The 22,129-nt window shown below is 52.5% G+C and carries 23 protein-coding genes; 15 read left to right on the forward strand and 8 right to left on the reverse strand.

Features of this window, described 5'->3' with window-relative positions:
- Positions 1-2: 2 nt before the first annotated feature.
- The 10 genes from IPP74_02500 to IPP74_02545 all read left to right on the forward strand — a co-directional run bounded on the left by IPP74_02500 (position 3) and on the right by IPP74_02545 (position 9,378).
- Entirely contained in the window at positions 3-3,755 is a 3,753-nt protein-coding gene (locus IPP74_02500; protein ID MBL0318165.1) for a glycoside hydrolase TIM-barrel-like domain-containing protein, read from the forward strand.
- Positions 3,756-3,835: 80 nt separating this feature from the next.
- Positions 3,836-4,141 (forward strand): hypothetical protein, encoded by a 306-nt coding sequence (locus IPP74_02505; GenBank protein ID MBL0318166.1) that lies wholly within the window; start codon positions 3,836-3,838, stop codon positions 4,139-4,141.
- Positions 4,142-4,326: 185 nt separating this feature from the next.
- Entirely contained in the window at positions 4,327-4,671 is a 345-nt protein-coding gene (locus IPP74_02510) for a YegP family protein (GenBank protein ID MBL0318167.1), read from the forward strand.
- 81 nt (positions 4,672-4,752) lie between these two features.
- The gene (locus IPP74_02515; protein MBL0318168.1) at positions 4,753-5,694 is read left to right on the forward strand and encodes a DUF2793 domain-containing protein; all 942 of its coding nucleotides are present in this window, start codon (positions 4,753-4,755) and stop codon (positions 5,692-5,694) included.
- Positions 5,695-5,703: 9 nt separating this feature from the next.
- A complete protein-coding gene (locus IPP74_02520) occupies positions 5,704-6,057 on the forward strand; it encodes a hypothetical protein (GenBank protein MBL0318169.1) in 354 nt (117 codons plus the stop codon).
- Entirely contained in the window at positions 6,054-6,842 is a 789-nt protein-coding gene (locus IPP74_02525) for a hypothetical protein (protein ID MBL0318170.1), read from the forward strand. The genes IPP74_02520 and IPP74_02525 overlap by 4 nt, the downstream gene beginning before the upstream one ends.
- 1 nt (position 6,843) lies before the next feature.
- Positions 6,844-8,271 carry a hypothetical protein gene (locus IPP74_02530; GenBank protein ID MBL0318171.1) on the forward strand — a complete coding sequence of 476 codons (1,428 nt, stop codon included), beginning with the start codon at positions 6,844-6,846 and terminating at the stop codon, positions 8,269-8,271.
- A gap of 62 nt (positions 8,272-8,333) precedes the next feature.
- Complete coding sequence (locus IPP74_02535; protein ID MBL0318172.1) at positions 8,334-8,516, forward strand: hypothetical protein; 183 nt, start codon at positions 8,334-8,336, stop codon at positions 8,514-8,516.
- 113 nt (positions 8,517-8,629) lie between these two features.
- Positions 8,630-8,938 (forward strand): hypothetical protein, encoded by a 309-nt coding sequence (locus tag IPP74_02540; GenBank protein MBL0318173.1) that lies wholly within the window; start codon positions 8,630-8,632, stop codon positions 8,936-8,938.
- The gene (locus IPP74_02545; protein ID MBL0318174.1) at positions 8,935-9,378 is read left to right on the forward strand and encodes a lysozyme; all 444 of its coding nucleotides are present in this window, start codon (positions 8,935-8,937) and stop codon (positions 9,376-9,378) included. Before IPP74_02540 ends, IPP74_02545 begins: the two co-directional genes overlap by 4 nt.
- Before the next feature lie 9 nt (positions 9,379-9,387).
- Here IPP74_02545 and IPP74_02550 read toward each other — a convergent pair whose 3' ends face one another.
- The 8 genes from IPP74_02550 to IPP74_02585 are packed head-to-tail and all read right to left on the reverse strand — an operon-like array spanning position 9,388 to position 19,194.
- Positions 9,388-9,828 (reverse strand): hypothetical protein, encoded by a 441-nt coding sequence (locus IPP74_02550; GenBank protein ID MBL0318175.1) that lies wholly within the window; start codon positions 9,826-9,828, stop codon positions 9,388-9,390.
- Positions 9,825-10,586, reverse strand: a complete 762-nt coding sequence (fabI, locus tag IPP74_02555; protein ID MBL0318176.1) for an enoyl-ACP reductase FabI — start codon at positions 10,584-10,586, stop codon at positions 9,825-9,827. Before fabI ends, IPP74_02550 begins: the two co-directional genes overlap by 4 nt.
- On the reverse strand, positions 10,579-12,324 hold the full coding sequence (locus IPP74_02560) for a cation:proton antiporter (protein MBL0318177.1): 1,746 nt from the start codon (positions 12,322-12,324) through the stop codon (positions 10,579-10,581). The genes fabI and IPP74_02560 overlap by 8 nt, the downstream gene beginning before the upstream one ends.
- Positions 12,325-12,327: 3 nt before the next feature.
- Positions 12,328-15,411, reverse strand: a complete 3,084-nt coding sequence (locus IPP74_02565; protein MBL0318178.1) for a type I restriction endonuclease subunit R — start codon at positions 15,409-15,411, stop codon at positions 12,328-12,330.
- Positions 15,411-16,586, reverse strand: coding sequence for a restriction endonuclease subunit S (locus IPP74_02570; GenBank protein ID MBL0318179.1), 1,176 nt, complete (start codon positions 16,584-16,586; stop codon positions 15,411-15,413). Before IPP74_02570 ends, IPP74_02565 begins: the two co-directional genes overlap by 1 nt.
- Positions 16,583-18,154 (reverse strand): type I restriction-modification system subunit M, encoded by a 1,572-nt coding sequence (locus IPP74_02575; GenBank protein ID MBL0318180.1) that lies wholly within the window; start codon positions 18,152-18,154, stop codon positions 16,583-16,585. Before IPP74_02575 ends, IPP74_02570 begins: the two co-directional genes overlap by 4 nt.
- On the reverse strand, positions 18,154-18,342 hold the full coding sequence (locus IPP74_02580; GenBank protein ID MBL0318181.1) for a helix-turn-helix domain-containing protein: 189 nt from the start codon (positions 18,340-18,342) through the stop codon (positions 18,154-18,156). Before IPP74_02580 ends, IPP74_02575 begins: the two co-directional genes overlap by 1 nt.
- A gap of 60 nt (positions 18,343-18,402) precedes the next feature.
- Positions 18,403-19,194, reverse strand: coding sequence for a hypothetical protein (locus tag IPP74_02585; protein MBL0318182.1), 792 nt, complete (start codon positions 19,192-19,194; stop codon positions 18,403-18,405).
- Positions 19,195-19,411: 217 nt separating this feature from the next.
- On the opposite strand from IPP74_02585, the gene umuD reads away from it, so the two are divergent.
- The 5 genes from umuD (at position 19,412) to IPP74_02610 (ending at position 22,121) form a co-directional block, all read left to right on the forward strand.
- The gene (umuD, locus tag IPP74_02590; protein MBL0318183.1) at positions 19,412-19,834 is read left to right on the forward strand and encodes a translesion error-prone DNA polymerase V autoproteolytic subunit; all 423 of its coding nucleotides are present in this window, start codon (positions 19,412-19,414) and stop codon (positions 19,832-19,834) included.
- 113 nt (positions 19,835-19,947) lie between these two features.
- Positions 19,948-20,160, forward strand: coding sequence for a hypothetical protein (locus IPP74_02595; GenBank protein MBL0318184.1), 213 nt, complete (start codon positions 19,948-19,950; stop codon positions 20,158-20,160).
- Positions 20,161-20,167: 7 nt separating this feature from the next.
- A complete protein-coding gene (locus IPP74_02600; GenBank protein MBL0318185.1) occupies positions 20,168-21,367 on the forward strand; it encodes a phage replisome organizer N-terminal domain-containing protein in 1,200 nt (399 codons plus the stop codon).
- Positions 21,364-21,765, forward strand: a complete 402-nt coding sequence (locus IPP74_02605; GenBank protein MBL0318186.1) for an AsnC family protein — start codon at positions 21,364-21,366, stop codon at positions 21,763-21,765. Before IPP74_02600 ends, IPP74_02605 begins: the two co-directional genes overlap by 4 nt.
- Before the next feature lie 131 nt (positions 21,766-21,896).
- Positions 21,897-22,121 (forward strand): hypothetical protein, encoded by a 225-nt coding sequence (locus IPP74_02610; protein MBL0318187.1) that lies wholly within the window; start codon positions 21,897-21,899, stop codon positions 22,119-22,121.
- Positions 22,122-22,129: the final 8 nt, after the last annotated feature.

Here is a 22,129-nt window from a genome sequence, read left to right on the forward strand (position 1 = left end):
TCATGGCTGATATAGTCCTTCCAGTCGTTGGTGGTGTGACCGGCTTTGTGCTGGGTGGTCCCTCCGGGGCGATCCTTGGCGCGAATCTGGGCGGCATGGCTGCCGGGATGTTTTTCCCGAAAAGCCAGCGCGTGCAGCTGCCTACGCAGGAGGGACCCCGCCTTGCCGATCTTCGGGCGCAGATTTCCACCTATGGGAACATGATCCCGAAAGTGTATGGCACAATGCGGCTGGCTGGGAATGTCATCTGGGCAACGGACATTAAGGAAATACGCAGCGAGAAAACCACCACGCAAACTTCCAGCGGCGGCGGCAAAGGTGGCGGCGGTGGCGGCAAAACCACCACCAGCCAAACCACCATTTTCTATGAGTATTTTGTCACGCTGGCGATTGCGATCTGCGAAGGCCAGATTGATGAAGTGATCCGCGTGTGGGCGGATAGCAAGGTGCTGACGGAAGCAGAACTTTCCGCCGCGCAGGGCAAATATAACGTCCATTTTGGGGATGAAACCCAAGGTGTCGATGACATCATGGCCAAATACCTGCCAGCCGGAACTATCCCGGCGCATCGTGGCTTGGCCTATGTGGTGATCGAGGATTTTCCGCTGGCGGCATACGGCAACCGCATCCCGAACTTTACCTTTGAAGTGCGCCGGACGGTGAAATTCAGCCCCAGCGTGGAAGAAAAAGTGAAGGATATTGTGATCATCCCCGGCGCTGGGGAATTTGTGTATAGCACGCAAGTCACCAGCAAGCAGGACGGGTATTATGCCTATTTCGGCGGTGCGTTCACGCCGTCGGGCGATAAGAAATCCATCAACATGCACAATTACGACGGCAAGGCCGATGTGCTGGTGGCGATTGATCAGCTGGTGAAAAACCTGCCCAACCTTGAATGGGTGGCGGTGGTGGTGACATGGTTCGCAACCTCCACCGATGCCGGAGCCTGCACGATTATCCCCAAGGTGGAGTTTCAGGGGACGACGCAGGTGTTGCCGCAAGACTGGAGTGTCGCAGGTATCAGCCGTTCAGCGGCGCAGGTGGTGCTGAATTTCGGGGATGACACTCCCACCTATGGCGGCACGCCTTCGGATCACACGGTGGTGCAGATCTGCGCGGAGCTGAAGAACCGTGGGTTGAACGTGATGTTCTATCCCATGATCTTCGTGGATACGATCACGCCGGAGCCAAAGCCTTGGCGTGGCCGCATTACGCCTGCCAACGCGACCGATGCCAACAACTGGTTCACCAAAACCAACGGCTACAATGCGTTCATCATGCACTATGCCAATCTGCTCAGTGGTGACGTGGATGCGTTCGTCATTGGCTCGGAGCTGGTGGGTATGACGAGCTTCACCGATGCGCCGGGCAGCTATCCAGCAGTGTCGCGCCTTGTAACACTGGCCGGTAGCGTGAAGGCCGCCATGTCAGGAACGATCATCACCTACGCGGCAGACTGGAGCGAATACCACAGCAAGAACGGCTGGTTTAACCTCGATCCGCTGTGGGCATCCAGCAATATCGACGTAGTGGGAATTGATAGCTATTTCCCGATTACACCGGACTTGCCGCAAAGCCAGATCACGCCGGAGCTGATCACCGAATACTGGGAGAAAGGCGAAGGCTGGGATTATTACTATGCGGATTCGGTGGCTCGCACTGGCCTCACCAACTACACGGATGCCAAATATGCGTGGAAAAACCTCGAATATTGGTGGAAAAACCCGCATGTGAACCCGAACGCGGTGGCCACCGCATGGACGGCCAAAATGAAGCCCGTGTGGTTTACCGAGTTTGGCTTTCCTTCGGTGGATGGCTGCACCAACCAGCCTAACGTGTTCTATGATCCGTCATCGAGCGAGAGCTTCTTTCCGCGTGCCAGCAAAGGCCGGGTGGATTTTCAGGCGCAGCGCGTGGCGATTGATGCAACGCTCGACTATCTGGAAGCACGCACGCTGGAAACCGGCAATGCTAACCTTGTGCCGCGCCGGTTTATCTGGACGTGGGACGCGCGGCCATTTTCCTTCTGGCCTGATCTGGAAGGCGTGTGGCAGGATTCCATCCTTTGGGCGACCGGGCATTGGGTAAACGGCAAGTTGGGTGCATCAACGCTCGGCGCAGTGGTGGCGGAACTGTTGCAAGCCGCTGGCCTTACGCCTTCGGATTATGACGTAACGCGCCTCACGGCCTCACTGGAAGGGTTTATTCTTCAGCAGCCCATCACGGTGCGCAATGCCATTGAGCAGCTGACCTCGGCGTTTTTCTTCGACATCGTGGAAAGCGACGGGATTCTGAAATGCGTCCCGCGTGGCAGCGCTTCGGTGAAGTCCATCCCGGAAGCTGACCTGATTCCCAGCGCCAAAAGCGGCGTGCAGGATGTGCTGGAGATCCATTACGCGCAGGAGCTTGAACTTCCCCAGCGCGTGAATGTGACCTATCTCGACCGGCCATTTAACTATGACCCGGTGACGCAGGTATCGCAGCGGCAGGTGGTGCGTGCGGTGGATCAGGTGACGATCAATTTTCCGATTGTCATGGGTGCAACGCAGGCCAAACAGGTGGCAGACATTACGCTTTATGGCACATGGAAGGAACGCCTGAGCTTTTCGCTCACAGTGCCGCCCAAATATGTGCGGTTAGAACCCACGGATGTAATCACCGTTACCGTTTCGGGCGTCGCACATGAAATGCGGGTGGTGAAAACCGATATGGAATCCAACGGCCTGATGAAGATCAGTGCCGTGGCGGAAGATGTGAGTTCCTACGATTTCTACACCCCACCGGGTGAGACATCGCGCAACATCACGCCGCCGGTGCTGGTGCCGGAAACGCTGGTGCAGTTTGTGGATGCACCACCGCTGCCCAGCGACACGGTGCAAAGCCAAGGCCTGCTGCGTATCGGTGTTGCGCCCGACGGCGCAGACTGGAACGGCGCAGCGGTCTATCGCTCGGATGATGGCGGCGAAGCTGGCGGCAACACCTTCAACCTGCTGGCAGGGCTCGAAGGTGCGGCCACGTTCGGCGCGATCATCACCAACCTTGCGACCGGAACCACCGTGACGTGGGATCAGTTCAATCAGGTCGAGGTGCTGCTCACTGCCGGAAGCCTCGCCAGCGTTAGCGAGCTTGCGGTGCTGAACGGTGCCAATGCCGCGCTGATTGGTGACGAGCTGGTGCAATTCCAAAACGCGGAACTGATCGGTGAAAGGACATATCGCCTTTCCCGGCTTTTGCGCGGCCGTCAGGGTACGGAATGGGCGGTGGGTAGTCATACCGCCGGAGACAGGTTCATCCTGCTTTCTCCGGCGTTATATACCACCGCAATCCCGAATAACCTGATCGGGCGGCAGCTGTTTTATAAGGCGGTGAGTGTTGGCAACTCGCTGGGCAATACCGACCAGATCACATTCACCTACACCGGGCGGAATCTGAAACCCTTCTCGCCGGTGCATGTGGCCGGTGTGAGGGATGGCTCTGGTAATATCACCATCAGCTGGGTGCGCCGCTCCCGCGTCGATGCGGAATGGCGCGACGGGGTGGACATCCCTCTGGGCGAGGAAGCAGAACGCTATGAGGTGGAAATCTATAGCGGGCTGACACTCAAGCGCACGATTGCCATCACCAGCCCTACGGCCAGCTACAGTGCCGCCGAGCAAACTGCCGATTTCGGCAGCACGCAAAGCAGCGTGAGTGTGAAAGTCTATCAACTTTCTGCTGTGGTGGGGAGAGGAAATGAATGCAATGTTTTTGTATAAGAAGAATGCGAAAATCTTGCGAGAAGAGTTGACCAAACGAAATTTGCAATGTAGAATGTGACGAAATATAGGGGATTAAAATGGAAGATAGAGATATTTTTGACCTTTCAGACCTGTCGGATTTGCCGCCAAGCATCAAGTCTGACCTTAATGTCGTCAAGAGAGATGATTTTGAAAACAAAATCATAGAGGTTTTTCGCAGAGCAAAACGCGATGTGACGCTTGACGAGGTTACAGTAGGATACTTTAGACTGCATAATGAGCAGAAAGAACGTAAGCAAATTATGAGTAAGCTATATAATATGTCGCGAGCAGGAAGGCCAGCGATAGAAAGTATAGCGGGGAAAAAAGGCGTGTATAAACTGATTCTGGGGGACGATGAATGACCCCCTAAACGAATTAAACCACCTGCGCTAACAGGTGGTTTAATAGACAAAATGAACGGCAGGAACTCCCGCTTTTTTCAGATCATCTCCAAGTCTGATTCTAGCAGGCTCCTTTCATTAGGTCAAGACCCTATGCTTTGGGCAGTTCCCTCAAAGCCGTTTCTTAACCTTAATTTTGAAAGGACATGAAAATGTCAAAGTTTACTATTTTTCTAGCTCGTAATGGCCAGTTCTACTGGCGCCTGAAGGCCTCTAACGGGGAAACGCTCTGCCATAGCGAAGGCTATACAGCAAAGCAATCTGCCCAGCGTGGCATTGAGTCCTGCAAGCTCAATGCTCTCACTGGAAAGTACACCGTATTTCAGGGAAATGATGCCCAGTTTTACTGGAACTTGAAGGCAGTGAATGGTGAAATCCTTTGCCACAGCGAGGGTTATAGCACCAAGCAGTCTGCAGAGAATGGCGTTGAAGCGTGTAAACGCAATGCTCCTGTCGCAAGGATCGTTGATGAAACACTGACCGACGCTTAGTAGTCAGGCTTAAATCAGTTCTCAACCGAGGGCGCACAGGAAACTGTGCGCCCTTTTTCGTATCTAAATCGCGAGTTCGTCATGTCAAATGTCACAAATAGATTATCGCTTCCTTACATTGTTTCCTCACAAGCCCAGAAAGAAGTGACTCACAACGCGTCGCTCAATATCCTTGATGCGCTGCTGCAAGCGGCGATGGAGAGCATCAGCGTCAACACGCCGCCAGTTTCGCCGGTGGCCGGTGAAAGCTATATTGTGGGCGCAGCTCCCACCGGCGCATGGGCTGGCAAGGCCAAGTCGCTCGCCTATTACAGCACGGCGTGGAACTTCATCACCCCGTGGGAAGGCCTGACCGTATGGGCGAAAGACGCCAACGCGCTCTATACCTATGACGGAACCAACTGGGGCGTGTCGGTGGCCACCCCGACATCGCTTCAGAATCTTTCGCTGCTGGGCGTGAACACCACGGCAGACTCCACCAACAAGCTGGCCGTGGCCAGTGAAGCGATCCTGTTCAACCATGTGGGTGGTGATCTTCAGATCAAGCTGAACAAAAATACGGCTGGGAATAAGGCGGGATTCCTCTTTCAGAGCAACTGGTCAGCGCGTGCAGAGTTTGGCCTGCTGGGGGATGACAATTTCACCCTCAAAGTCTCCCCGGATGGTTCAACGTTCTATGATTCGCTGAAAATGCTGGCAGGCAGTGGCCGTGCGGCGGTGAAGGCCAATGGCGCAGGCCTAAGCGCGGCAGGCACCACGCAAGGCACCGCCACGGCGATCACCAAGCAAACCAACCAGTTTACCACGGTGGGCGCTGGGCAAGGCGCAATCCTGCCTTCACCAGAGCAAGGCGAATTCATCTTTGTGGCCAATGCCGGGGCAAACGCGCTGAACGTCTATCCCGCCACCGGCCACAGCATTAATGCACTCGCAAATAACGCCGCGTTCTCGCTGGCCGTGGGCAAGAACGCCCTATTTTGGGCAGCCACGGCAAGCAAATGGTACGCACTTTTAAGCGCATAGGAACCCGTCATGACCACACACCCAGCTAAGCATAATTTCTATGTGTATCGCGGCGCGACGTTCAGCGAGCAGATTGAATGGAAGGACGAAAGCGGCACACCCGTGAACCTGACCGGCTTCACTGCCCGGATGCACATGCGTGAAACGCTCGAAGCCGCTGATCCATTCCTAACACTCACCACGGAAAACGGCGGCATCACCCTCGGTGGGGTGGCGGGAACCATCCAGCTGCTGGCCAGCGCCACACAAACCACCGCCATTACCGCCACCAGCGGCGTGTATGACCTTGAACTTGTCTCAGGCGCCAACGTCACCCGCTTGCTGGAAGGGCTGGTGATCATCAGCCCGGAGGTAACGCGATGACGGAAGTAGTCACCATTAACGAAGTGATCCATGTCGTCAAAGTCACCGAGCCGAAAGTGCAAGTGGTGACGGTTGGAACACAGGGACCACCCGGCACCGGCGGAGATATTGATCACGCCAGCCTGAACGGGCTGGATGCCGATGATCATCCGCAATACCACACCGATGCGCGTGGCGATGTGCGCTACTACACCAAAGCGCAGGTGGATGCTGGGCTGGCTAACAAAGCAAACGCGGCGCACGGGCATAGCGTGGCGGATGTAGCAGGCCTTCAGGCGGCACTGGACGCAAAAGCGAGTGCCAGCCACGGACACACGATTGCCGATGTCGCAGGGCTACAAACAGCGCTCGATAGTAAAGCGGCTGAAGTGCATGGTCACACCATTGCAGAAGTGGCCGGGCTGCAAGCTGCACTGGATGCAAAAGCAAGCGCCTCTCATGGCCACAGCATTGCTGAGGTGGCGGGACTGCAAACTGCGCTCGATGCCAAGGCAGATCAATCGGCTATGCCAAACACAGCGCAGGCGCAGGTGGATTTTGGCCACGAATCCGGTGGGGAAAGCAACTTCGCCAGTGCGTCGGTGTCTGCTGCATGGGTGACAAGCGGATCGGTGATCCTATGCGCGGTGGCGTCGGGATCAGCCGATCACGATCCCGAAGATGGGGCGCTCGAAGGCATTACGGCCACGGCCTGCAATCTGGTGGAAGGTTCGGGTTTCGACGTAATTGCCCATGCGCCGGGTGGCAGCTGGGGACGGTACAACATCAACATAATGGGGTTATAGCATGAGCATCATTCTCAAATCGGGCGATTCTGCCGATCTTGCATCGGTGGACGCCAATAAACGCCTGAAGATCAACCTGCCGATGGAGCTGGTGGATGCTGGCTACTCGGTGCTTGCCGGGGAATCTCACGACGGGCAAAGCGGCGAGCCGCGTCTGGTGCGTGCGGCGCGGGTATCAACCGACGGTCGCCTGCGCGTGGGCGTGGATAATATCTACTGGGCGGATACCTTCAATCACACGGTGGTGGATGGCAGCGCCTATCAATTTGTCAGTGTCACGGCCACCATCGCCATGACAGGCGGCTTTCTGGTGCTGAATGCTGGCAACTCGGTCGCATCGGCAGCGGTCGCACGGGCGCAGACATATAAAACTTTCCCGCTGCATCCGGCAGGATCACTGGAAGTGGCCTTCAGGCTACGCTTTGCCAATAACCCTATCGCCAACAATGTCTGCGAGTTCGGCTTGGGCTTTGCCGCTACCACCGCCACGCCAACGGATGGGGTGTATTTCAAGATAAATAGCTCCGGCAATCTCGTGGGTGTGATGAATATCAACGGCACAGAAACCACAACTGCACCGCTAACGCCACCGGTGGCTGGTCAAGTGCGCCACTATCGCATCGTGATTGATCAGGATCGGATCGAGTTCTTCATCGACGGCGTTCTGCAGGGTGTGATCCTTTCGCCCAATACCGCCGCCGCCGTATCGCTCTCGCGCTGGCAGCCGCTGCTCATGCGCTGCTACAATGCCGCCGCAACCGGCACCGCCCAGCGCATGGAAGTGGCCGATGTGTCGGTGATTGCCCGTGATCTGGCGCTGAACCGCCTCTGGCCTACGGCTATGGCTGGCGCAGAGTGCGGGAGCTACAACAACCCACGCGGCGCAGCGGTGGCGCAGTCTGCCAACTATGCCAACAGCGCAGCACCGGTATCCGCTGCACTTTCCAACATTGCGGCAGGCTACACTACACTTGGTGGCCAGTTTCAGTTTGCAGCCGTGGCCGGTGCGGAAACGGATTACGCGCTATTTGCCTTTCAGGTTCCGGTAGCGGCAGCCGGTGGCGGCAACCGCAATCTGGTGATCCGTGGCGTGCGGATTGAAACTTTCAACATGGGCGCAGCCTCCGCCACCACACCCACGCTTTTACAGTGGGCGCTGGGCATAGGCTCCACCGCTGTGTCGCTTGCCACGGCAGATTCCAACACGGCAGGCACACGCGCACCACGTCGCGTGCCGCTGGGCATCCAGTCCATGCCGGTGGGAACACCCATTGGTGGCGCATTAACACCTATCGACGTGAACCTTGATGCACCGCTTTATGTGGCGGCTGGCACTTTTGCCCATGTCATCCTTCGCATACCGGTGGCAACTGCCACCGCGTCCCAGATCATCCGTGGGTTGGTGATGATCAACGGCTATTTCGAATAACCAAACCCACCATCGCAACCACCACCGGCCATTGAGCCGGTTTTTTTATGTCTGGAGGAATCATGACACACGAACAGGAAACAGAACAGTTGGACGTACATGTGGCCGTGTGCGCGGAGCGGTACAAATCGCTGGAATATCGGCTGGATCGCATCGAGCGGGTGCTGTGGTGGTCAACCACCATCCTCATGACCGGCATGGGCGGCATCATCTTCAAACTCATCACATTACGGGGGATTTTATGATCACACTTCTCGGTGCCATTGTTGGCTTTATCAGCGCGGCGTTTCCCGACCTGCTTAAGCTGTTCAAGGATAGTCAGGACAGAAAGCACGAACTGACAATCCTGCGCCTGCAAATGGAGCAACAGGCGCAAGGCCACGCCAACCGGCTGGAAGAAATCCATGTACAAGCCGATATTGCCGAAAGCCGCGCCCTCTACAAAACCTTCTATTCCGGCATCCGCTGGGTGGATGCGCTGAATGGCACGGTGCGCCCGGTGATCGCATACAGCTTCTTCGCTCTCTATGCGGTGGTGAAGGTAATGCAGTTCTCCGCTGATCTGCCGTGGCTGCTGTGGACGGAAGAAGATCAGGCGATCTTCGCAGGCATCATCAGCTTCTATTTCGGCCAGCGTGCCATGACCAAAGTGCGGGGTGGAAAATGAGGCATGTCACACAAGAAGGCCTGAGCTTGATTAAGCGATTCGAGGGCTTTTCTCCGACGATCTATCTGGACGCAGCAGGCCTGCCCACGATTGGCTACGGGCATTTGCTGCGTCCGGGTGAAGCGGAGATGTTCCGGCGCGGCATCAGCCACGAGGCAGGCATCGCACTATTGATTAAGGATGTGGAAGCCGCCGAGCGTTTGGTGCTGCGCCTGATCACCGTGCCACTCACCAACGGCCAATTCGATGCGCTGGTGTCGTTCACCTTCAATCTGGGCGGTGGGGCGCTTCAACGCTCCACCCTCCGCCGCAAAGTAAACCGCGAAGAACATGACAACGTGCCAGCTGAATTCCTGCGCTGGGTTTGGGCTGGAGGGAAGAAGCTGCGCGGATTGGTTAGGCGGCGTGAGGCGGAGGTGGAATTCTATTTCGGCAACTGAACAATGGCCTCACCATCGAGTACAACGGCATCTTTTATCCAAGAACAAACGCTTTGTGACTGCATGAATAAAACCAACAGAAGCAATAATAAGCACTATGCCATTGATGGCTTCAAAGGCGGTAAGGAGGCGAAGTTCTGATAAGATGGGAGCGGTGTTACCAGTTCCCATTGCTGCGTAGGTAGTGGAGGCAAAGTAGTAATAATCCGCAAAACTTAGCAGGCTTTCTTTGGCCATGATGTGTGTCAGTCCATAAAATGCGGTTGCATAAAGAAATATATTAATGAAATGCACTGTGAACACTGACATTACAGCTGTCATGGCTCGGGTGCGGGGATATGCAATATTGGGCAATCTGCGCCAGACATGGCGCAAAGAAATATATGTGATTGTGGATGTTCCAATCATCAGAGTGATGGCGGTAAAAATAAGGATGAAATTCTCCATCATGAACCTCTCACATTATATCCAGCATCGACATAGATCGTCTGGCCGGTGACTTGTTTGGCGTTGTCGGAAACCAGAAACGCCGCCATTTCACCGATCTGTTCCAGCGTCACCAGCTGGTGCATGGGCGCTTTGCTGGCGGCTGCTTCCATCAACTTATCAAAATCTGTAAGGCCAGAGGCGGCGCGGGTTTTAACCGGACCAGTGGAAAGCGCATTGACGCGGATATGCTGCGCTCCCAATTCCGAGGACAGATATTTGACGCTGGCCTCCAGCGCTGCCTTCACGGGACCCATCAAATTGTAATGCGTGACCACTTTCTCCGCGCCGTAATAGCTCATGGTGAGGATGGAGCCGCCATCTTTTATCAGCGGTTCAGCTGCTTTGGCAAGGCGCATCAGCGAGTGGCAGGAAACATCCATCGCCTGAGAAAACCCAGCGCTGGAACTATCCACCACGCGCCCCTGTAAATCTGCCTTGGGCGCGAAAGCGATGGAATGTAGCAGGAAATCCAGCTTACCCCATTTTTCGGCAATCGCGGCAAACAGCGCTTCTTGCTCCTGCGGTTGCGTCACATCCAGCTTCATGCAGATCGGCGCATTCAGTTTTTCTGCAAGCGGCTGTACATAGGATTTTGCCTTGTCATTCAGATAAGTGATGGCAATCTCCGCACCATGATCCCGGAAGGCTTTGGCGCATCCCCATGCAATCGACGCATCGTTAGCGATACCCACTACCAGTCCTTTTTTATTTTTAAGCATTGGCAAGTGCATTTTGATCCCTTAGTTTTTTGATAATTTTTTCTATTGTCCCATCTTCCGTACCAACCTGTTGCATCAGCAAGCGTGCAACGCTTAAGCTCGATTCCAGTGTTTCTGCTACCACATATTTTGCGCCCATATCGTAAAGTGCTGCCATATCTGCGGTGTCCTTAGCGCGAACGATCACCGGTAGCAGCGGCCACTCAGCGCGAATGGATTTCAGAATGCTATGGGTGGCAGTGTGGTCATCAATGGCAATCACTGCCGCAATGACATGATCCGAATGCAACCGATGCCAGAGTTCCAGCTTCTTCGCATCCCCATAAATGATATGAAATCCCTCGCGTTTCAGGGATTGTACGCGTTCGGCATTATGGTCAAACCCTATATAGGCAATCTGCTGTTCGGCCAGTGCGTTCCCAAGCAGTTGTCCGACGCGACCAAAACCTGCAATAATAACTACACGCTCACCCAGTTGCGGAATATCCTGCTCTAACGCCGGTTTTTTAGAGAGATAGCCCGACATCTTAGCAGCCAGAGGCGCACACCTAAACAGCAGTGGCGTTACCATCATCGCAAGCGCCGTCACCAGCAAAAAGAACTGCACGTTGTGGGCAGGCATAAGATTCCCTGCCATGGCCACGCCCAAAATGAGCAGCGCAAACTCGCCCGGCTGCGCCAGATACACCGATGCTTCGGCTGCCTGCCGGTGCGGAACTTTGAACCACAGGCAGAGCGGAAAGATAATCGCCGCTTTCAGTATGAATATCCCCACCACAGAAAGTGCCAGCAGGAATGGTTGGCGTAGGATTTCTTCGACATTGATCATCATACCAACGGAGAGAAAAAAGATGCCAAGCAGCAGTCCCTTCAGCGGGCTGACGATGACCTCCACCTCATGTTTGAACTCGGTTTCAGCAATCAACAGCCCTGCCAGAAACGCGCCTAGTGCTAAGGAAAGACCCGCTGCTTCGGTGATCGCAGCGCAAGCTATCACCACGAACACGATAAACGCCGCCAGCCATTCCGCATTGCGTGAAGCACTCACAGATTGCAGTAATGGCGCAAGAATGCGCTTGCCGAGGAACATAATGGCAAGCACGGTACACAGGCCAATACCCAAGGCAGACAGCAATGTAATGCCAATGCTGTCCTCAGATGCGCCGGTGAAGGATGCTGCCAGCACCAGAATCGGCACCACCGCCAGATCTTGCATCAGCAAAATGGAGAAGCACAAAATACCGATGGGGCGATTGCTCAGGCGGCGCTCTTCCAGCAGTTTCATGACGATGGCCGTGGAAGAAAGTGCAAAGGATGCGCCAAGCAGAATGGCGGCTTCCAGCGCGTTACCGAACCAGAAGGCAATCAGAAAAATCGCCAGTGCCGTCACGATAATCTGCGCGGAGCCGAGGCCAAAAATAAACCGCCGAAGCTCTTTCAGCCGCCCCAGCGAAAGCTCCAGCCCAATCATGAACATCAGCGTGATGATGCCAAGCTCGCCAAGCGTCTGCACCGTGCTTAGGTCATCAATGGTGACAACTGAAAGCCACGGGTAGCTATCCGCCAGTGCTGCCAGACCGTAAGGACCAATGACCACGCCGCACAAGAGATACGCCAGTACAGGCGACATGCGAAGCCGCTGCAGCAGTGGCACAGCAACCCCTGCAATCCCGAAGAACAGCAGAATGTTCGAGAGTATCAGTGCCAGATGGTGTGCGCTGTGAGTGGCTTGTTCCATAAATCAAACACCCAGATACTTTTCAAAGTAAGCTCGAAGTGTTTCAAGAACGCGGGATTTTTTCTTCGATAGCGCATTGTCTTTATCGAACATGGATACCGGCGGCAATATTCCGGCAAAGCTGGTTCCTGTTGATTTCAACTCACCATCACGAAAGGCGTTAGCAACGAATCTGCGAGTTTCATACGGCTTCAGACTTTCCTGTTCAATGATCTTTTCGAGATCCTCGCTTCTGTTCCTGTCTGTAAACGCACGCCAATCCTTATCCACGTCACTATGGACGTTCAGCGTATTGATAAAGCGCTGGATCAGTTCTTTCTTGCTGCGTAGCTCGATGCTTGAATTCATCGCCTTATCAATAGCAGTAAGGATTTCTTTATCCTGCATTTTTGATTTTTGATACTTAGCAACAAGCTGAATAATATAATCAATGTTGATGGTGACTTGCTTCACCAGTTCGATCTCGAACTCGATGTCATCATTGATGTTTTCTTTGTCAGCCTCATTGTGCTTGCGATGCTTGTCATAAAGGTCGAGATAAGCGCTCTGATAATCCTGAAAATCCCGATCAGAGAGAATTTCATTCCCCTCAAATTCATCAAACGAAGTGAGAATATTCCGAAGCCTTAGAATGGCTCCCCAAAGCTTGATGAAATCTTTTTCTGCTTGCTCACCCTCAATATATACCGGCAGAGGGAAGCGCTCTTGCAGTTCTGCGATAATTTCAACGTATCCCCTCTGGTGCTTGCCGTCTTTTTCCCAGCCATTGTAATAATCGTTGTACGATTTCAGCAGAACAATACCGCCAGCTTCTTTGTTGCCGAAAATGGAAAGGGCATCGTTTGTTGCCTGCTCAAGATCACGGAAGCAGATGATATTTCCAAAGGTTTTAACGGAGTTAAGAATTCGGTTGGTGCGTGAAAAGGCCTGAAGCAACCCGTGATGCCGCAAGTTTTTATCAACCCACAATGTATTGAGGGTGGTCGCATCAAATCCAGTCAGGAACATATTGACCACGATCAGCAAGTCGATCTCACGGTTCTTCATGCGCTGTGAGAGGTCTTTGTAATAATTTTCGAACTTATCCGCGCTGGTATCGTAGCTGGTGCCGAAGTGACCGTTATAATCAGCTATCGCTCCATCGAGAAAATCACGGGATGGCTGATCCAATCCGCCTGTATCAAAATCTTCATCAGGCAGAATGCCATCTTCATTTTCTGCTTCATTCGCGCCAAAGCTGAAGATGGTAGCGATTTTCAGCCCTGAGTTTCGTGACTTAAATTCAGCATAATATTTCTTGGCAACCTCAATGGAACTCACAGCAAAGATGGAGTTAAAACCATTAAGGCGTACTTGGTTTCTGATTTCTTTGATTTTCTTCGCGGCGTCGCGCTCTTTATCTGAAACAACGTCCGCAATGTTGGTGAGTTTGCTGAAAGAATAGAACCCGCCATTGCGCTTTGTTTTTTGCTCGAAGTGTTCAAGGATATAATCCGTTACCTGCGCGATGCGTTCCGGTGAGTTAGCAGCGGCCTCTATATCGATAGCGCGAACCTTCTTGTCCTTAACGTCATCCTTCATTTTCAGGGTGTTGATGTAATCAATTCTGAAGGGCAGAACGTTTTCATCATTAATGGCGTCAACAATGGTGTAGGCGTGCAGTTTTTTCCCGAATGCCTGCTCCGTAGTTTTTAACTGTGGGTTGCCGCCAGATGAAGAGTTCTCTCCAAAGATAGGCGTGCCGGTAAAACCAAAAATATGATAGTTCTTGAAGGCCTTGGTGATTTGTGTGTGCATCTCGCCAAACTGGGAGCGGTGGCACTCATCAAATATCAAAACGACATGACCATCAAAAACGCTATGCCCCTTGTTGGCAGAGATGAATTTGGCCAGCTTCTGAATAGTGGTGATGATGATTTTGGCATTCGGGTCGGAAAGCTGTTTCGTCAATATAGCGGTGCTGGTGTTGGAATTGGCAGAGCCTTTTTGGAACTTGTCGTATTCCTTCATCGTTTGGTAATCGAGATCTTTTCTATCGACGACGAAAAGCACCTTGTCCATACCCTCAAGGCGGGTGGCGAGTTGCGCCGTCTTGAAGCTAGTCAGGGTTTTGCCGCTGCCCGTGGTGTGCCAGATATATCCGCCAGCCTCTAAAGTACCGAGCTGCTTGTGGTTGGTGGACATGGCAATGCGGTTCATAATGCGCTCTGCCGCTGCAATCTGGTATGGGCGCATGACCAGAAGCAATTTATCCGTCGTGAATACGCAATAGCGCGTCAGGATCGAAAGCAGGGAATGCTTAGAGAAAAAGGTTTTGGAGAAATCGACAAGATCGGAAATGCGTTTATTCTGTGCATCTGTCCACCAGCAGGTAAATTCAAAGCTGTTGCTGGTTTTCTTGCGGGATGATTTGCCTTGCTGCTCTTTAATGTGGGCGCTGCGTGTGGTGTTGGAATAGTATTTTGTATGCGTACCGTTAGAAATAACGAACAGCTGCACATACTCAAAAAGACCACTATCCGCCCAGAAGCTATCACGCTGATAACGGTTGATTTGGTTGAAGGCCTCCCGAATGGCCACGCCGCGCCGTTTCAATTCCACATGCACCATCGGCAGGCCGTTGACGAGTACCGTCACATCATAGCGGTTTTTGCGTGCACCCTCGGTTTCATATTGGTTGATCACCTGCACAAAGTTATTGTGGATGTTGTCCTTATCCAAAATCCGTACATTTTTGGTAGTGCCATCATCGCGCTTGAGGTTGAAGATGTGATCTTCCTGAACCTTGGTGGTTTTTTCTTCAATGCCTTCGTTTTTATTGGCCAGATAGTGAGTGAGCATCTGCTGCCATTCGGCTTCTGAAAACACCATGTCATTGAGTTTTGAAAGCTGCGCACGCAGGTTCTGGATAAGGTCGCTATCGCTCCTTATCGTCAAATATTCATAGCCATTGTTTCGCAGCAGGCGAATGAGCTCTAGCTCCAGTTCGTTCTCGGACTGATAATGCGTGGCGTCTTTCTTATCCGGCACATATTCCGCAACGACAGTGCTGTTCGGGTTCTCGGCGATAGTGTTGAAGCTAGACATTACGCCGCCTCCTGAAAGGTTAGAAGCTGATTGCGATAATGCTCGTACTGTTGGCGGCGAGCAGCGATTTCGGCAGGCAAGCCGCTGGCAATATCATTCACCAGCGCGTCAAACTTATCGAGAATAGCAACGATGCGCTCCTGCTCTTCGGGAGATGGCACGAGGACTTGATACTTCATGATCATTTGCTTGTTCCCGCGTGGCATCTTTGCGCCCTTGGAGGTTTTGACCGCATAATGGAAGAAGTCATCATCTGCTAGAATCTGGTACAGATAGCGAGGCAGAATATTTTGTTTTTCTTCAGGTTTTATGCGGATAACAAGAACGTCACCGTTAGTTCCGCCTTGCTGATCAGAGTGCCATATCTTTTTCAAATATGGCCTTATATTCCCAATAAGAATATCGCCTTCTTCATAGCAAGTGAGTCTGCCAGTCTCCGGCACATAATTTGACACGGTTTTACCTGCACGATTTTGCAACAGATTATCTACTCCAACGTAGGTTTTGTTATCCAAGGAAATGGCATTAATACGCGTGTCGGAATACATAGCTATTTCTCCGAGTGATCGCCATTGGACGAAACAGCTCTCTCTCTCTACGTTTCTGCCGATTTCATTGAATGAAAGGAGGGAGTTGCGATAATACGCATATTGCTGACGACGCGCTTCCAGCTCTGCTTCCAGCTCTGCTTCCAGCTTGGTAAACGCATCGAGGATGTCAACAATTTCTTTCTGAATTCTGGGGTGTGGATTGGGAATTTCAAAATCCGAATATGTGGAGATCCACTGACGAGCATGGCTTGAAGGTTTATATTGTATGTTCTTCATCGCATAATACACATAGCGAAAGTTCGCACCTTCTTTGGGGGTAAGCATCTTCATGGCAGAACTTTTAACTTTGAAGTTAAACTCGACCCAATGAAATGAGGTGGTGAAGTCATCAAAAATAATAACAGGCGCATCTTTGCTAGCTTGATAAATACCATCAATCTCACTGGTATATCCAAGTATAAAACTATCGCCTGCCGTTAATACAGGCGTTGAATAGCTATCATCATATTCTGTCGATCTAACAATATACGGAGTTGGCTGGGCATAGTCTAAAAGCTCTCCCAACTTGATATTCGTCACCCCATCTGGGCAATGCTCGGCAATCAGATCATCAATCCTGCTCATGCGGCATCTCCCTCTAAATCAGCGACAATGGCATCAATCTGCGTGCGAAGCTCGTTCTGACGGGCAACGATTGTTTCAATGCGTGCGTTAAGCTCTATAATGTTGACAATTTTTCGCTTGTCTTCCGCTGCAACGTAGGTGCCAACGCCAATATTATAATCTTTCGCTTCGATTTCTTTATGATCGACAAGGCGAGAGTAGTATTCCTCCGTGGAACGGTTGGCGTAGCAATCCAGAATACGCTTCATGTGATCGTCATTCAGCTTATTTTTTGCTGAACCGCGCACAAACTCAGCTGTTGCATCAATGAACAGAACCTTGCTGTCGGATTTATTTTTCTTCATCACCAAAATGCAGGTGGCAATAGTTGTTCCGAAAAATAAATCTGCTGGAAGCTGAATCACAGCATCGACGTAGTTATTATCAACCAGATACTTCCTGATTTTCTGTTCTGCTCCGCCGCGATACATCGCGCCGGGGAAAGAAACGATGGCCGCTGTACCGTTGGTTGCCAGCCATGAAAGGGCGTGCATCACAAACGCCAGATCAGCTTTTGATTTTGGCGCAAGAACACCCGCTGGCGTGAAACGATCATCGTTAATCATCAGTGGGTTTGCGTCACCATCCCATTTGATCGAGTATGGCGGATTAGAAACGATGGCTTCAAATGGTTCATCATCCCAGTGGTGGGGGTCGGTGAGTGTGTCACCATGGGCAACATCAAATTGCTCGTAGTTGATGTCGTGCAAAAACATGTTGATGCGGCAAAGGTTATAGGTCGTGATATTGATTTCCTGACCATAGAAGCCATTACGCACGTTTTCTTTGCCCAGCACTTTGGCAAACTTCAGCAGCAGTGAGCCAGAGCCGCATGCAGGATCATACACTTTGTTGACCTCTGTTTTTCCTACCACGGTAATGCGTGCGAGAAGCTCGGAGACTTCTTGTGGTGTGAAGAACTCGCCACCGGATTTCCCAGCGTTGGCCGCGTACATGGTCATCAGATATTCATACGCATCGCCAAATATATCGATTGAGTTATCGCCATAATTGCCAATCGGCAGCTCGCCAATAGCATTGAGCAGTTTAACCAGTTTTTCATTGCGCCTTACTACTGTTGCGCCAAGTTTATTGCTGTTCACATCAATGTCGTCAAACAGCCCCTTCATGTCGCTTTCGCTGTCGGTTCCTTGGGCAGAGGCCTCGATATTTTTGAACACTTTCTCAAGTGTTTCGTTCAAGTTGGCATCGGCGGCTGCATTTTTCCGAACATTCTCAAACAATTCACTTGGGTGAACGAAGAAGCCTTTTTCTTCGAGAATCGATTCCCTGCCATGCTCTGCATCGGTGTCGTTTAGAGCCGCATAATCAAAGTTGCGTTCTCCGACCTGCCTTTGTTTTTCATTAACGTAAGAACTCAGATTCTCCGAGATGAAGCGGTAAAAGAGGATGCCCAATACATATTGCTTGAAGTCCCAGCCATCGACGCTGCCGCGAAGGTCATTGGCAATTCGCCAAATGGTGGAGTGTAACGCTGAGCGTTCCTGTTCTTTTTTTGTGTCAGCCATTATTTGCTCTCCCTTTTTCCGGCTTCTTGCCGTTTAATCCACTTTTCAATCTCGCTGCGACGAAAACGCCATGATCCACCGACTTTGAAGCCGGGGATGTCACCCTTTGCCGCGAGGTGATAGGCGGTTTTCAGTTTCAGTTTGAGGTAGTCCGCCACCTCATCGATTGTCATTATGTCCGTGTTCATTGCCTCACCCTGTGAGAATTTCGCTTCAGAAAATACAGGAAATCACGGAACAAACAATCACTAACCATCCTGCATCTCCATTATTTTTTGCGATGGACTCAGGTGGGGCTCAGGTGGAGCCGGGATAGGGCTGCAAATAGGGCTCAGGCGGTAGAATCCGCGTCCGTTGGTGTGGATCAGTTCCTTCCATTTGGTCTGGTGGCGGAAGGCGTCGCGCATGATCATGGAATTGGAACCGGCATTCGATAATAGCGTTTTGCCATGCACCCACGGGTTATCGGTGGCGCTGGCTTCATAGAGCTGGCGGATGATGGCGGCCTGTATCTCGCCGAAGGTGAATTGTATTCCATCCAGCCGTACAAAGCGGAAGCCGTTCTGATAGCTGAAAAGCGCCTGAGTCCGGGCGGAGGATTTGGCATTGATTTTGTGTACACTAATCACCTTGCAAGGCTTGCTGGCCACCAGATGATACTCGCGCTCGAACTGACGCAGATCGTCATTCAGGATCACCAGATCAGCATCACGAAACTCGATTTTATTCAGGCTTTCGACGATCTGCAAATAAGTGTTGGGCAAGTTTGTCTGAAATTTCCGGCGCTCCACCGCGCCACGAGAGAAGATAATTCGGCAAGATTCCGGCATTAAGCGCACATATCCTTCGAGTGGTTGGGCGGGGGAACGGCTGGCGCTATCGGGGCTGTGTTCGGTAATCGTGTAGGCAAAAGTTGAGGGAACCCATGCCGAAGCATGAAGTTTTCCTGCGACAATGGCGTGCTGAACTTCTTCCAGTGTTGCCGCCCAACGCCGTGCCGCTTGCTCCAATGTGTAATACTCCCGTTCCGGAAATGGCATACCAGCCTCCCGATTTTGCTTGCTAAATTATGCTTTTATATGCCTCTTGAATTATGTACAGTAATATACTAGGAAGCGTCAACTGCATTGACAACCTACGAGGGAATTTCGCGTGGCGAAGACAATACACGGCGGTAAACGCAAAGGTGCCGGAAGGCCAAAAGGTAAAGGACCACACGGCGAAGCAACGAAGCCGATCCGCATACCGCTCAGCCTGATGGGGGATGTGTGTAGGTTTGTGCAAAACCGTGGCTACAAGGTGCCGCTCTATTCATCGCGTGTCCCGGCTGGCATCCCGACGCCGCTGGAGGATCATCTGGATGATACGATTGATCTCAACGAGCTGATGATCAAGAACCCGGATTGTACCTACCTTGTCCGCGTGACGGGTGACTCGATGATTGATGCAGGCATCCGCGAGGATGATGTGCTGGTGGTGGATTTAGGCAAAACGCCAGAGCATCGCGATATTGTGATCGTATCGGTGGACGGGGAACTGACCGTGAAGCGGCTCTATCGCCAAAATGGTGACATCATGCTGGTGCCGGAGAATCCCGACTATGAGCCGCGCCTGATTAAAGAAGGCGAAGAACTCAAGGTGCATGGGGTGGTAACATTCATCATCCACCCGGCGTCATAAGTCCAAGCCCAGCCCTACCTCAGCCCTAAGCGACACCTAGGCAAGCCCCACGCCAGCCCACCCATCGTTCGTGCAGCTTCGTGTTTGAACAGTTCAAACAACGGAGGCACACCATGAACGATTCACGATCCCCCATCTCACGCTTTGAAGAACTCATGCACATGACGGAGCAGGCACTGCTCCGCATGGATCTGGATGAACTGATCCATTACCGAAAGCTCGCCAATAGAGAGTTTCACCTCTCCCTGACTGCGATTCGGGCACTCACCACAGCCATCACCAAAAAATTGGAAGCGCAAGGCAATGACAATGCCAGCGACGCATAGGTTCCCCATGACATCCATCGAATGGTACAGGGTGTATCACGGTATGCCGGAAGACGCCAAACTCAAGGTGATTGCCAAGCGCAGCCAACAGCTGATGACGCATGTTGTGACGGTGTGGCTATGCGTGCTGGATGCCGCCTCGCGCCACAAAACACGCGGCACGGTGGAAGTGGATTCCGAGCAGATCGCGGTGGTGCAGGACATTGACCAGAAGATCGTGGAGCGGATTCTGCAAACCTTCCGCGAAAAGGGCATGATCAACGAGCAGAACCGCGTCACCAGCTGGGAAACGCGCCAGTATCTCAGCGACAAGGAACGCGCCCAGAAATACCGCGACGGGAAAAAGCAGGACGTCACGGAGAATCACGAAGCGTCACACGGCGTCACGGAGCATCACGCCGAATCACCAAAAAACGTGAAATCCGCACCAGATACAGAGAACAGAAAGCAGATTACAGATTCAGAGGACAGAACTTCAGATTCCAGAACAGATGCAGAGAAAGACGCAGATAAAAAAACAAATTCAGATAAAAAAATCAGAGCGAGAGCAGAAAAGAGAGAGCGCGAGAGAGAAAAACAGACAACCGGTGGATTAAAAAACCAGAGTGGGCAGATCCTAGAGCAGATGCTCGACATCTGGAACGCAGAAGTGCAGAGCAAGCTCACACCGGGGCAGAATGCAAAGCTAACGCCAAAGCGCAAAGAGCAGATGACCATGCGGTGGCTGGAAGATTTCCAGCAAGACATCAGAGCATGGCGCTACTACTGCGAGATCATAGGCGCTTCAGAGTTTTGCCTCGGCAAGATTGCAGGCAAGAACTGGACGATTGATCTCAGCTGGGCAGTGGAATCCAGCGATCATGTGGCCAAGATTCTGGAAGGCGGCTTCTCCGGCGGCAAGCACCCGGCACCGCCACCGGCCTGCAATGATCCGCTGTTGCAATCAGGCTGGGATCATGTGCTGGCCTGCTTCACCGACAAATTCGGTAAGGCAGCCTGCAAAAGCTGGCTATCCAGCACCGCCGTGCGCGGCGCGGAAGTCCGGGGCGATGGCGCCTGCGTAATCATCATTTGCCCGAACCGCTTTGTGCGCGAATGGCTCACCACGCACTACCTGCCGCACCTGAAACTCTGGTGGGCGGAGCATAGCTATCAATCACACCGGATTACGGACGTGGCGCTGGTCACGCGGGAGGTGCAGCCATGAAACAGTGGACAGCGATTGACGTAGTGAAGCGTTTTGAAAGCGCGGTGTACACGCTGAAGCGCCTGCCGCCGGTGCGGGTGATGGGCTACAAAACACAGTGGCCAGCCGTCATGCTCACGGAGGCGGAGAAACTTCAGGCCGATAAGCTGCCGCTTCGCCTCGGACCACCTTCCGCGCAGGCGATTGCCGAGATGGAAGAAACCATCCAGTGGATTTTCTTCCTCGATGATGAAATCGACCGCCGCCTGATTTGGCTGCGTGCCGCCAGAGTGCCGTGGAAACCGATTGCCAAGCGTTTGGGCTACTGCCGTACCACGCTGCATTATCGCTATCGTGTGGCGGTTTATATGATCACCGTGCGCCTGAATTCAGCGCAGGGAGGGCTTCCCCGTGTTTGAACATCTTAACACTAAACACAGTGAACAATTTTCTGTATGTTACATGGAAAGATCGCGAGAGGTGCGTCGGAGCACTTCCTTTAGCAAAGCGGTCTCTTCTCCAGTGATGTGTTTACGCATGGGGGGATGAGATGATCACAGATCTCTCTCCTTATCGGCAGTACGTTGATCAGTTCGATCTCACCGAGGAGGAAAAGCTCGAATTAGTGAATGCCGTGTGGATGCTCGTGGATAATATCTACGATTATCATCTTGGTATTAACCAGCTGCTTTCATTGGATAAAAAAGGCAAAAGCACGGTTGATTGCGAAGTGCCACCTGTTATCGTTGACGATGTAACCTTTTCTAATCCCTAAGAAATGGA

It is taken from the genome of Alphaproteobacteria bacterium, assembly GCA_016722515.1.
In the GTDB taxonomy this organism is placed as follows: Bacteria; Pseudomonadota; Alphaproteobacteria; order Rickettsiales; family JADKJE01; genus JADKJE01.